The sequence below is a fragment of the Streptomyces sp. NBC_00250 genome (assembly GCF_036192275.1).
Taxonomy (GTDB): domain Bacteria; phylum Actinomycetota; class Actinomycetes; order Streptomycetales; family Streptomycetaceae; genus Streptomyces.
Map to the genome: position 1 here is coordinate 3,767,673 of NZ_CP108088.1, position 12,639 is coordinate 3,780,311.

Genomic DNA, 12,639 nt, shown 5'->3' on the forward strand with positions numbered 1-12,639 from the left:
TGGTGTTACGACAGGAGTTCGGGCTCCGCTCGGCTGATCCTGCGCCAGAGGGGCTGGTAGTTGATCCAGGCGACGAGGTCGCTGCCGAGCTGTTCGCGGGTGGCGACGGCCTCGCGGTGGTCGATCAGGACCGGTTTGCCGGCCGCCCGCGCGGCCAGCTGCACCTGGGCGCAGCGCTCCAGGGCGATGAACCACCAGGCGGCCGCGTCGACGGAGGTGCCGACGGTGAGCAGGCCGTGGTTGCGGAGCACGATCGCCTTGAACGCGCCGAGGGCGACGGCGATCCGGCGGCCCTCCTCGGCGTCCACGGTGACGCCGGTGTAGGCGTCGTAGAGGGCGTGGTCCTGGTAGAAGGCGCAGGCCTCCTGGGTGATCGGGTCGAGGAGTTCGCCGAGCGCGGCGAGGGCCCGGCCGTGGAGGGAGTGGGTGTGGGCGACGGCCACGGCGTCGGGGCGGGCCCGGTGGACCTGGGCGTGGACGGTGAACGCGGCCTGGTTGACGTACTGCCCGCCCCGGACGACCTGCCCGTCGCCGTTGACCAGGATGAGGTCGCTCGCCGAGATCTCCTCGAACGGCGCCCCGAAGGGGTTCACCCAGTAGCAGTCGGGGAGTTCGGGGTCGCGGGCGCTGATGTGGCCCGAGACGCCCTCCTCGTAACCGAACCGCCCGAAGACCCGGAGCGCGCCGGCGAGCCGTTGCTTGCGGTGGGCGCGTTCCTCCTCGGCCGTCGCGTGGACGGGCGGCATGGCGAAGTGGAGCCGGTCGACGGGAACGGGGTCGGGTATCACGCTCATGCGCCGGAAGGTAACGCCCGTCCGGTCAAGTCACCAGAGTCCGGACGCCATGGAAAGACGCCTTCGGGAGGGGCCGGACACGACGAAGCCGCCGCCCCGCGCGACGGACGCGGGGGCGGCGGCTTCGGTGGGCTCAGCGAGCGGGAGCGACTACTCCCACTCGATGGTGCCCGGCGGCTTGCTGGTGACGTCGAGGACGACGCGGTTGACGTCCTCGACCTCGTTGGTGATGCGGGTCGAGATCTTGGCGAGCACGTCGTACGGCAGACGCGACCAGTCGGCCGTCATGGCGTCCTCGGAAGAGACGGGACGCAGCACGATCGGGTGACCGTAGGTGCGGCCGTCGCCCTGGACGCCCACGGAACGGACGTCGGCGAGCAGGACGACCGGGCACTGCCAGATCTCGCGGTCGAGGCCGGCCGCGGTGAGCTCCTCGCGGGCGATGGCGTCGGCCTCGCGCAGCAGGTCCAGGCGCTCCTTGGTGACCTCGCCGACGATGCGGATGCCGAGGCCGGGGCCGGGGAACGGCTGGCGCTGGACGATCTCCTCCGGCAGGCCGAGCTCCTGGCCGACCATCCGGACCTCGTCCTTGAACAGCTGGCGCAGCGGCTCGACGAGCTCGAACTCGATGTCGTCGGGGAGGCCGCCCACGTTGTGGTGGGACTTGATGTTGGCGGTGCCGGTGCCGCCGCCGGACTCGACGATGTCCGGGTACAGCGTGCCCTGGACGAGGAAGGCGACCTCGGGGCCGTCCTCCTGGAGGATCTCCAGCTGCGCCTGCTCGAAGACGCGGATGAACTCACGGCCGATGATCTTGCGCTTGGTCTCCGGGTCGGAGACGCCGGCGAGGGCGGTGAGGAAGCGCTCCTGGGCGTCGACGACCTTCAGGTTGACGCCGGTGGAGGCGACGAAGTCCTTCTCGACCTGCTCGGTCTCGCCCTTGCGCATGAGGCCGTGGTCGACGTACACACAGGTGAGCTGCGAGCCGATGGCCTTCTGCACGAGCGCGGCGGCCACGGCGGAGTCGACGCCGCCGGAGAGACCGCAGACGGCGCGCTTGTCGCCGACCTGGGCGCGGATGGCCGCGACCTGCTCCTCGATCACGTTGCCCGTGGTCCAGCTGGGCTCGATGCCGGCGCCGCGGTAGAGGAAGTGCTCCAGGATCTGCTGGCCGTGCGTGGAGTGCAGCACCTCGGGGTGGTACTGGACGCCGTACAGCTTCTTCTCGTCGTTCTCGAAGGCGGCGACCGGCACGACGTCGGTGGACGCGGTGACGGAGAAGCCCTCGGGGGCGGCGGAGCAGGCGTCGCCGTGCGACATCCACACGGACTGCTCGACCGGGGTGCCCTCGAAGAGGGTGGAGCCGGCCTTGGAGACGTGCAGCGGGGTCCGGCCGTACTCGCGGGCGCCGGTGTTGTCGACGGTGCCACCGAGGGTCGTCGCCATCAGCTGGAAGCCGTAGCACATACCGAAGACGGGGACGCCCGCCTCGAAGATCTCGCGGTCGAGACGGGGGGCGTTCTCGGCGTACACGGAGGACGGTCCGCCGGAGAGGATGATCGCCTTCGGGTTCTTGGCCAGCATCTCGGCCACCGGCATGGTGGACGGGACGATCTCGCTGTAGACCCGGGCCTCACGGACGCGGCGGGCGATGAGCTGGGCGTACTGGGCGCCGAAGTCGACAACGAGGACTACGTCCGGGTTGGTGACGTCGGGCGCGGCAGCGGGGGTCGCTGATGACACTACGGCGGCCTTCCGGCGGTAGGAGGAGGGTCCCCCGAAGGGGGGTGCTATTTGTCGATTCTACCGGCGCGCCGGTGGCGCTTTTCGTCTCACCATCCGAACCCGGGTTGGCTCCGGTCCGGCGGCGGGGTCCATACTGGTGCCATGCGCAAGCTCACGACCTTCCTCTTTACCTATGGCAACCGGCCCACCGGCTGCCATGGTCGTGCTGCTTGAGCAACTGACAAGCGACTTCCCAGGCGCCCCGGGCTGACAGCCCGGGGCGTTCTGTCGTTCCCGGGCCGGTTCACCCCAGGGCATCCGACACCCCAGGAGCCCCACCATGACGACGAACACCGCCACCCCGGAGAAGACCGGCGCCCGCACCGACGAGGCGGCGACGCTGATCGGTGACGCCCGTGAGCGCATCGACGCGCTCGACGACCGGATCATCGGTCTCATCCAGGAACGGATGGCCGTCTCGGCCGTCATCCAGGAGGCGCGGATCTCCTCCGGCGGCCGCCGGGTGAACCTGGCCCGCGAGATGGAGGTCCTGGGTCACTACCGGGATGCGCTGGGCAAGCCGGGCACGGCGCTCGCGATGACGATGCTGGAGCTGTGCCGGGGACGCATCTGAGGGCGCCCTCGCGCATCCGGCTGCGTGCGCTCGCGTATCCGGGTACGTCGTGCGCTCGCGTATCCGGGTACGTCGTGCGCTCGCACATCCGGGTACGTCGTGCGCTCGCGTATCCGGGTGCGTCCCCGGATCTGAGTTCGGGCCCGCTCTCACCCGTACGGCGCGTGACCGGCTCCGGCCCGGCTTCGTTGGTCCGGGTGTCCGTGCCAGCCAGGGGCGGGCCCGTAAGAAACCACGCGTGGCTTCGCTGGGGCGTGTGGCGTACCTCAGGTACGTCGTGGGACCTCGCACCAGCGCTTGTGACCGGACAGCAGGGGACAGCAGCCCGGTCACCCAGAAGGAGCGGTCGGCCCCGGGGACGCTCGGGGCCGGCCGCAACCGGCTCTCCCGGTCGCGGCCCCCGCGACCGCCCGCACCGTGCGAACCTCCGAAACCGTCTCGTCCCCTCCCGCTTCCCTCCCCACGCGGCGCAACCCCCCGGCGCCGCCCCGCTCGGCACCGCCGCTGCCCTGACACCGGTGCCGACCCCAAGGGCCCCGTGCCGCGACCGGAATCGCGGCACGGGGCCCTTGCCTGTGCGCGCCCCTCCCCGCACCGGCCTCCGACGTGACGCGCGTCACATGAAGATCCCGTGCAACCGCTACAACCATCCCCGCCGGTCGCGGGTCATCTATGCAGCAACACCAAAGCTGGTGGGGGCGCTGCACTCGGAGGGGGGTGCAGCGCCCCTTACCTGTGTCGGTTCACGACCCGTTCGGCGGGTCAGTTCTTCTTCGGCGGGACCGCCGGCATCCCCAGGAACGGCAGCCGCAGCGCGCCGAAGGCCTCGGCCGGGACCGCGGGGGACTTCGGCTCGACCGCCGCGATCCGTACGTACGACTCGCCCTGCCGCGGTCGCGCGTCCTCCTCGCCCTTGTTCGGCCAGAAGGACATCGCCCGCTCCGCCTGCGCGGTGATCGTCAGGGACGGGTTCACGCCGAGGTTCGCGGAGACGGCGGCCCCGTCCACGACGGAGATCCCCGGGTGGCCGAAGAGCCGGTGGTACGGGTCGATGACGCCGGAGTCGGCGTCGGCGCCGATCGGGCAGCCGCCCAGGAAGTGGGCGGTCAGGGGGGTGCCCATCAGCTCGCCGACGTTGGAGCCCGCGAAGCCGTTGATCTCCTCGGCGAGGAGGGTGGCGGCCTGGGTCGCCGCCTCGATCTGCGTCGGGTTGGGGGCCCCGTGGCCCTGGCGGGCGGTGAGCAGGCCCTTGCCGACGCCGCCGGGCTTGCGGTAGGTCGTCAGGGAGTTGTCCAGGGACTGCATGACGAGGCCGATGATGGTCCGCTCCGACCACCGCCGGTTGGACAGCGAGCGGGCCGCGAGCGCGGGGTGCTTGACGATTTCGAGCAGCCACCTGCGGACGCGGTGCGCGCCGTACGGCACCTGGAGGATCGTCAGCGCGCCCATCGAGTTGGAGCCCTTGCCGTACCGGACGGGCTCGATGTGGGTGTTCTCGTCGGGGTGGATCGAGGAGGTGATGGCGACACCGCGGGTGAAGTCGGCCTTCTCCTTGCCGTGCTTCTTCCGGTAGCGCCGGTCGGTGGTCTGCGAGCCGACGAGGCCCTCGGAGTTGGTACGGGTCAGCTCGCCGAGCCGGGCCGAGATCCGGGGCAGCAGGCCGGTGTCCTTCATCCGGTGCAGCAGGGTCTGGGTGCCGTACGTGCCGGCGGCGATGACGACCTTGCGGGCCGTGAAGGTACGGCCCTTGCCCTTCCTCCGGTTGTCGGAGGGGAGGGTCTTGACGGCGTAGCCGCCCCGCGAGTCCTCGGTGACCGCGACGACCGAGGTCATGGGGTGGACGACCGCGCCCGCCTTCTCGGCGAGGTAGAGGTAGTTCTCGTTGAGGGTGTTCTTGGCGCCGTGCCGGCAGCCGGTCATGCATTCGCCGCACTCGGTGCAGGCCTTGCGGGCGGGGCCGGCCCCGCCGAAGAACGGGTCGGGCACCTCGCCGCCCGGCTTCGCCTTCGCCGTCCCGTCGCCGTCCTGCCCGTCCCCGAAGAACACCCCGACGGGCGCCATGTGGAAGGTGTCGCCGATGCCCATGCTCTGTGCGGTCGCCTTGAGGTGGACGTCCGACGGGGTCATCGTCGGGTTGATCCGGACACCGAGCATCCGCTTGGCCTGGTCGTAGTAGGGGCTCAGCTCCTCGCGCCAGTCCGTGATGTCCTTCCACTGCGGGTCGTCGAAGAACGGCGCGAGCGGCTCGTAGAGGGTGTTGGCGTAGTTCAGCGAGCCGCCGCCGACGCCCGCGCCGGCCAGCACCATGACGTTGCCGAGCAGGTGGATGCGCTGAATGCCGTAGAGGCCGAGCGCGGGGGCCCACAGGAAGTTCTTCACGTCCCAGGAGTTCTTCGGCAGGGTGGCGCGGGTGAAGCGGCGCCCGGCCTCCAGGACGCCGACCCGGTAGCCCTTCTCGGTGAGCCGGAGGGCGGTCACCGAACCGCCGAAGCCGGAACCGACGACGAGGACGTCGTAGTCGTACGCGTCGTCGTCCGCCTGCTCCTGATTTTGGGTAGGGGGTACCGCGGTCATGGCTCTCCTCGTACGGAAAGGGCGAAAGGGGGCGGGGCGGGTCCGGGGGTCAGCGCAGGCGCAGGGCCTTCATCGCCTTCAGGGAGACGCTCATGAACGCGGCGTACTTCTCGTCGTCCATCCCGAAGGAGGGCGCGAGCGGCATCAGCCGCTGCTGGGCGACGGTCTGGGCCTCGGTGTACTTGAGGATGCCCTCGGAACCGTGGCGCCGGCCGAGACCGGAGTCCTTCATGCCGCCCATCGGGGACTGCACGCTGCCGTAGGCGGGGGCGTACCCCTCGTTGATGTTGACGGTGCCGGTGCGCAGGCGGGCGGCGACGGCGTGGCCGCGGCGCGAGTCCTTCGTCCAGACGGAGGAGTTCAGGCCGTACGGGGTGGCGTTGGCGAGGTCGACGACCTCGTCCTCGTCGCGGAAGCGGTAGATCGAGACGACCGGGCCGAAGGTCTCCTCGCCGCAGACCGCCATCGGGGCCTCGACGCCGTCGAGGATGGTCGGCTCGTAGAAGAGGGGGCCGATGTCGGGGCGGGCGACGCCGCCGGCGACGAGCGTGGCGCCCTTGGCGACGGCCTCGTCGACGTGCTTCGTGACGGTCTCCAGCTGGCGCTCGCCGACGAGCGAGCCCATGTCCGCCCCGTACGCGAGGGAGCTGCCGAGCCGCATGGCCTTGGTGCGGGCGGCGAAGCGGTCGAGGAAGGCGTCGGCGATCGACTCGTGCACGTACAGGCGCTCGATGGAGATGCAGAGCTGGCCGGCCGAGGAGAAGCAGGCGCGGACGGCTCCGGCGGCGGCCTTCTCGATGTCGGCGTCCTTCAGGACGAGCATCGCGTTCTTGCCGCCGAGTTCGAGGGAGACGCCGACGAGCCGGGCGGCGGCGCCCTGGGCGACCTCGCGGCCGGTCCGGGTGGAGCCGGTGAAGGAGACGTAGTCGGCGTGCTTGACGACCTCGGGGCCGACGACCGGGCCGTCTCCGAGGACGACCTGGAAGACCTCGGCGGGAAGACCGGCCTCGATGAGCAGGTCACGGGCCCACAGCGCGGTGAGCGCGGTCTCGGTGTCGGGCTTCATGACGACGGCGTTGCCCGAGACGAAGGCGGGGAGCGCGTCGCCGACGGAGAGTTCGAGCGGGTAGTTCCACGGCGCGATCTGGCCGACGACCCCGCGGGGCTGGCGCAGCTCGGTGACCTTGGTGAGGGTCGGTACGACGCCGGTGTGGCGCTTGGCGCGCAGGTAGGAGGCGGCCTTGCGGCCGTAGTGGCGGGCGGCGACGGCCACCGCCTGCACCTCCTCGTGGGCGTGCAGGCGGGCCTTGCCCGTCTCCAGCTGGATGAGGTCGAGGACCTCGGACTGGCGCTGGAGGACGAGGTCGTGGAAGCGCAGGAGGACGGCGGCACGGGCCCTGACCGGGGTGGCGGCCCAGGCGGTCTGGGCGGCACGCGCGCGCGTGAAGGCCTCGGCGACGTCCTCGGGGGTGGACTCGGGCAGGTCCGCCAGCTTCGCCCCGGTGAAGGGGGTGTGGTTGGCGGTCCGGCCGGAGCCGACGACGCCCCGGGTGAGCCGGGCGACCACCTCGGGCGTCACGACGTCGGCGGCGGTGCGCACGCCGGCGGGCGCGGGCGCGACCGGATTGGTCGCCGCGGCGGGCGCGGCGGCTCCGGCCTGCGCGGCGGGGGCGTCGGGAACCGAGGGGGCGGCGGGGGCCTGCGAGTCCGTCATGGGCCCGAGCGTAGGCGCCGTTCCGCCCTTTGGGTACCCGTCGGTAACGCGTTTTCACCGGGTGCGCACATCGCGCCAGCGATCACTGGCACATAAGCCCTGATCAGGGGCTTATGGCTGTGTGGAGGCCCGTACCGGAGATTTTCACCGGCTTCAGTCGCCCGGGGCCCGCCAGTGCTGGAGGACGATGTCGAACTGCTCGCGGGTGGTCTCCCAGCTCGACTCCGGCGAGGACATGTAGATCGCGTACTCCGTGCCGTCGTCGGCGTAGTACATGAGGTCGATCGCGTGCCGCGGCCCGGGGAAGTCCCGCTTCTCCGTCCAGGTGAACTCCCACAGGGAGGAGCGGACCTGGTCTCGGTAGGTGGTCTGGCCCAGCTTGACCCGGGTGTACTCCATCCGCTTCGCGACGATGCGCTCCAGGTCGAGCGCGTGCATGTACGGGTTCTCGAAGTCGGGGCTGGCGTCGATGTTGATCCGGATGCGGTGGCGGCCGTTGTCCGGGGTGTAGTCGATGTTGTCGCCCTCCGTCTGCCGCTTCCAGCCCTTCGGCACGAGGAGGCTGAAGCCCTCCCGGTCGACGACGCGGTGCCAGCCGTCCGGGATGTCGTTCCCGGTGCCTTGGGTGGCGGTGGAGGGGGCGGATCCGGTGGCCTTGGGCCGTCCGCCGTCGCCGCCTCCACCCGCGTAGTTCATTGCGGCGAAGACGGCGCCGCCCGCGACGAGTCCGGCGAGCAGGGCGGCCAGCACGGCGGTACGCCAGCGGCCACGGCCGGAGGCCGCAGGGGGCGGCACCAGGGTGGGATGCGAGGGGGCGGGGCCGTGCGGAAGGGAGGACGGGCTTCGGGAGGACTGGCTCCCGGAGGGCTCTCTCTGAGTCGACGGGGACAGGTGGGACGCCTGAGAGGCCTCCGCCCTCTGGGCCGGGTGGGGCCACTGGGCGGTGGGGGCCGGGGTGGACGCGCGTGAGGTGCCCGTCGGACCCGTGCCGTCCGGCTCGTCGCCCAGGGTCACGATGTCGAGCACGGAGCCGGACCCGTCCCCCGCCGGGTCCAGATCCTCCCTCGCCACCCGCTGGGTCGGTACGTACGCCTGCGCCGCGGCCGGTGTACGCCCCTCCATCGCGTCGAGCAGCATCCGCCCGGCCTCGTCCGCCTGCGGCCGCTGCTCCGGGTCCTTGCGCAGCAGGGCCACGATGACGGGCGCCAGCGGTCCGGCCTTCTCCGGGTACGGCGGCTCCTCGGCCACCACGGCCTGCATGGTGCTGATCGGAGAGGTGCGGCGGAACGGCGAGCTGCCCTCCACCGCCGTGTACAGGGTGGCGCCGAGCGACCAGAGGTCGGAGGCCGGGCCGGGGTCGCCGCCCCGCACCCGCTCGGGCGCCAGATAGTCGATGGAGCCGACGAGTTCACCGGTCCGGGTGATCGTCGCGTCCCCTTCGATCGCGGCGATCCCGAAGTCGGTGATCAGGACGCGCCCGTCGCGTGCGAGGAGGACGTTGCCCGGCTTGACGTCCCGGTGCAGCACGCCGGCCGCGTGCGCGGCGCGCAGCGCGCCGAGGACGTGCAGCCCGATCCTGGCCGCCTCGTGAGGGTCGATCGGCCCCTTCTCCTTGGCGGCGTCGGCGAGCGAGGGACCGTCGACGTACTGCATCACGATCCACGGCCGGTCGTCGTGCTCCAGGACGTCGTGGACGGTCACCACACCCGGGTGCGTGATCCGCGCGGCGGCCCGCGCCTCCTTCTGCGTACGGGCGTGCAGCACGAGCCGGTCGGCCTCCGCCACGAACCGGCCCGCCGTCAACTCCTTCACCGCCACCACACGGTGCAGCACCTCGTCGTGCGCGCGCCAGACCTTGCCCATGCCGCCGCGCCCGATGGACTCGCCCAGCCGGTAGCGACCGGCGAGCAAAAGCCCTGCCCCTGTGTTCTGAGAATGTTCCACTTGCCCCCGCCCGTTCCTTCGGATGCCAGGTTACGGAGGGGGGCACGGACTGTGGAACCTCGGGGCGGTCATAGGAACAGCACTGTGACCGGGGGCCGGTGGGCATTCCGGACACCGCCTCCGTACCTCGTCCCGCTCAGCGCCCCGGACGGAACCCCTTCGTGGCCTCGTCGAAGATCTCGGTGACCTTGGCGCGCTCGCGATTCGGGCCGATGACCTGGACGATGTGGTACTTCCCGCCGTCGATCAGGGCGAGGTTGCGGACGAACACCTGGCGGCCCGTGCTGTCCAGCCACCAGTAACTGCCCGTGGCCGTCGCCGTCGTACCGATGTCGACCCGGCGCACCTCGTCCACGTCCGCCCAGCTCGACGTCCGCCACGGATCGAGTTCGCGTTCCTTGGAGTTCTGGAACTCCAGCGGGTCCGAGCCGTTGTCGCGGACGCTGTCACGGCCGGGGACGACGATCATCGTGAAGTCGCCGTTCGTGTAGCGCACTTGCTGGGCGTCGTTGATCGGACTGCGCCGCCAGCCGTTCGGCACCCCGATCCGGAACCCCTCGGGGTCCTGGCGCAGCGTGTACCCGGCGGCGAGGGCCGGAGCCGAGGGGTCCGCGGCAGGCGGGCTGGTGCGCGGGGTGGCGGGCGGGGCGGTGGTCGGTGCGGTGCTCGGCGCCGTCGTCGCGGACGGAGCGCTCGGGGGGGCGGTCGTACGCGAGGACGGACCGGCGCCGGGAGCGGTCGGCGCGGTGGGCGTCTCCCCCTCCCCGGGCATGAAGAGGACGGCGTACACGACGGCCCCGCCGAGCAGCAGGAAGACGAGCACCAGGAGGGTACGGCCGAGAGCACTCGGGGAACCGGAGGAGCCCCGGGTCCGGGAGGACGACGAACGCCCGCCACGCGGAGGCCGGGTCGCGCGCTGCGGGATCTCGTCCTGGAAGTCCTCGCGGAAGTCTTCGCGGAACTCCTCGCGGAAATCGGCCTGTACGGGGGCTGGCTCACGCTCCCGCGTGTCGACGTCCTCGTGTTCGTGCCGGGGGCGCGGGTCCTTGCCTCGCTTGTGGCGGTGCCGGCCCGCGCCCGCTCCCCCGCGCCGACGGCGCACCAGCTCGCCGCGCCTGCGCACGATCGGCAGCCGCTTCTCGTCGAAGGACGGCAGCGGTACGACTCCGACACCGGCCTCCGGCTCAGGAGCCGAGCGCACGAGGGAGCGCAGCCAGCCGCGCAGCTCCTCGAAGTCGGGCCGCTCGGTGGGGTCCTGGCGCAGCAGGGACTCCACGACCGGGCGCAGTGGCCCGCATTCCTCGGCGAAGGCGGGTGGTTCGGCGCAGACCAGCTGGACGAGCTCGGCGGCGCTGTCCTCGGGGTACGGGGCGTGTCCCTGGACGGCCCGGTAGAGGAGCGCGCCGAGCGCCCAGAGATCGGTGGCGGGGCCGATCGGCGGGGCGAGGCGCCAGTTCTCGTGGACGGGGCCCGCCTGTTCGGGTGCCCAGCGCTCGGTGACGGCGCCGACGACCGCGATCCGGGTCTGCCGGGCCCGTTCGGCGGCGAGCCGGGTGGTGGGGCCGCGGTCCACCGCCTGGGCGGGAATCCTGACCGGCTCCAGGGCCTCCTCCCGGACGCCGGTGGGGACCGGGAGGCGCGCGGGGTCGGGGGTCGCGGCCGTGTACCCGGCGGGCAGCGCCGGGCGGCCCGAACCGGGCAGCACGGGGCCGCGGCCGGCACCCGGACCGCCACCACCGGCCGGGATCGGCCGGGAGCCGTCCCGCGAGGCGTGCGGGCCGTCGCTCCAGTTGCCCGCCAGCATCACGCGCGGCGGCGGGCCTGCCTGCGGACCGGCACCGTACGGCTCGTCGCCGTCGCCGTCGCCGTCGTCATCGTCGTCCTCGTCGTCCGCCACTCGCGCCCACCACTGCGGCTCGGGCGCGCCTGCCGCCTGCGCGGTAGGTGGCGGGGGCGGCTCGGGCAGGTCCGTCGGCGCGGGGCGCTGCACGGGGAGGGATCCGCTCTCGCCGAGCTTGGCGGCGGCGCGGGCACCGGCCCGGTAGGCGGCGATGGCCCCGGCGCGTGCGGCCCGCACATCGGCGGTGGGCGGCACGGGCGCGGGCTGCGTCCCGACGGCGGGCAAGGCGGGCACGGACCGACCGTAGGGGTCGGTGCCGTAGGGGTCGGTGCCGTAGGAGTCGGTGCCGGAGGGGGCGGTGCCGTAGGGAGGGGCAGTGTCGTCCGGGGCGAGTTCGGCGGCGTACGACTCGCCTCCGCCGCCGTTGCCGTACCCGTCGTCGTGGCCATGGCCGTCGTCGTAGCCGTCGTCGTAGCCGTAGCCGTACTCCGGCCCCGACTCCTCTGCCGACTCCTCTGCCGTCTCCTCGCCGGCCTCGTAGACCAGTTCGTCGACCAGTTCGTCGACCAGTTCGTCGGTGGATTCCTCGGCGGATTCCTCGAACGCGTCCGTCCCGTAGGGGGCTTGCTCGTCGCCCTCCTCGTAGACCTCCGCGACCTCCGCCTCGTACAGGTCGGGGCCGTACTCGTCGGGGCCGTACTCGTCGGATCCGTACGCCTCGGCCCCGTACTCCTCCACCGGCGCCGGCCACGCGGTGTCGTCCGGATCCTGCTCCGGTACCGGCGCGTACCCGCAGAGGGCCTCCTCCGCGGCGCCCACCGCGAGGCCGGTGAGGACCACCCGGCCGTCGTCGCAGACGAGCACGGTCCGGGAGGTGATGTTCCGGTGCACCCAGCCGTGGGCGTGGAGGGCGCGCAGGGCGGTGAGGACGTCGGCGCCGATCTCGGCCGCCCGGTACGGGTTGAGCGGCCGCTCGGCGAGGAGCGCGGCCAGCGGTCTGGCCGCGATGCGTTCGCTCACTATCCAGAGCGAACCGGCCTCCGCGAAGACGTCGAAGACCTGGTCGAGCAGCGGATGGTCGGGGATCTGCGCGGCGGCCTGGGCCGCCTCGATCGCCCGGCGTACGACGGGCTCGGCCGGGCGGCGGGTCGCCCGCCCCGCGGCGCCGTAGGGACCGCCGGGACCGCCCTCGCCGTCGAGCACCTCGGCGTCGACGAACTCCGGCAGCGGCACCTGGCGGACCAGGACCTCCTGCCCGCTGTACGTGTCGAAGGCGCGCGTCTCGGCCAGGTCGTACGCGTCGGCGTCAGCCGGCGGCAGCGGCAGGCGGTACCGGTCCGCGAGCACCCTTCCCGCGTAGTCGTCCACGACGCCTCCCCACGCGCGCACGCTGTCCCCCGTGGACCCGCGGATC

General features: G+C 72.4%; 7 protein-coding genes. 1 reads left to right on the forward strand and 6 read right to left on the reverse strand.

Features of this window, described 5'->3' with window-relative positions:
- Positions 1-5 precede the first annotated feature (5 nt).
- Together OG259_RS16760 and guaA are read right to left on the reverse strand one after the other, a co-directional pair.
- A complete protein-coding gene (locus OG259_RS16760; protein ID WP_328943020.1) occupies positions 6-794 on the reverse strand; it encodes a class II aldolase/adducin family protein in 789 nt (262 codons plus the stop codon).
- A gap of 150 nt (positions 795-944) precedes the next feature.
- Complete coding sequence (gene guaA / locus OG259_RS16765) at positions 945-2,537, reverse strand: glutamine-hydrolyzing GMP synthase (RefSeq protein WP_328943021.1); 1,593 nt, start codon at positions 2,535-2,537, stop codon at positions 945-947.
- Positions 2,538-2,859: 322 nt separating this feature from the next.
- Between guaA and OG259_RS16770 the strand changes: the two genes are divergently transcribed.
- Complete coding sequence (locus OG259_RS16770) at positions 2,860-3,153, forward strand: chorismate mutase (protein WP_055603524.1); 294 nt, start codon at positions 2,860-2,862, stop codon at positions 3,151-3,153.
- A 762-nt stretch (positions 3,154-3,915) separates the two neighbouring features.
- On the opposite strand, the gene OG259_RS16775 is transcribed toward OG259_RS16770, so the two are convergent.
- The 4 genes from OG259_RS16775 to OG259_RS16790 all read right to left on the reverse strand — a co-directional run bounded on the left by OG259_RS16775 (position 3,916) and on the right by OG259_RS16790 (position 12,614).
- Positions 3,916-5,727: a GMC family oxidoreductase gene (locus tag OG259_RS16775; RefSeq protein WP_328943022.1), complete on the reverse strand. Its 1,812-nt coding sequence runs from the start codon at positions 5,725-5,727 to the stop codon at positions 3,916-3,918.
- Positions 5,728-5,776: 49 nt separating this feature from the next.
- The gene (locus OG259_RS16780) at positions 5,777-7,441 is read right to left on the reverse strand and encodes a succinic semialdehyde dehydrogenase (protein ID WP_328943023.1); all 1,665 of its coding nucleotides are present in this window, start codon (positions 7,439-7,441) and stop codon (positions 5,777-5,779) included.
- Positions 7,442-7,594: 153 nt separating this feature from the next.
- The gene (locus tag OG259_RS16785) at positions 7,595-9,385 is read right to left on the reverse strand and encodes a serine/threonine-protein kinase (RefSeq protein ID WP_328943024.1); all 1,791 of its coding nucleotides are present in this window, start codon (positions 9,383-9,385) and stop codon (positions 7,595-7,597) included.
- Between the two features lie 136 nt (positions 9,386-9,521).
- Positions 9,522-12,614: a protein kinase gene (locus OG259_RS16790; RefSeq protein ID WP_443051977.1), complete on the reverse strand. Its 3,093-nt coding sequence runs from the start codon at positions 12,612-12,614 to the stop codon at positions 9,522-9,524.
- Positions 12,615-12,639 lie beyond the last annotated feature (25 nt).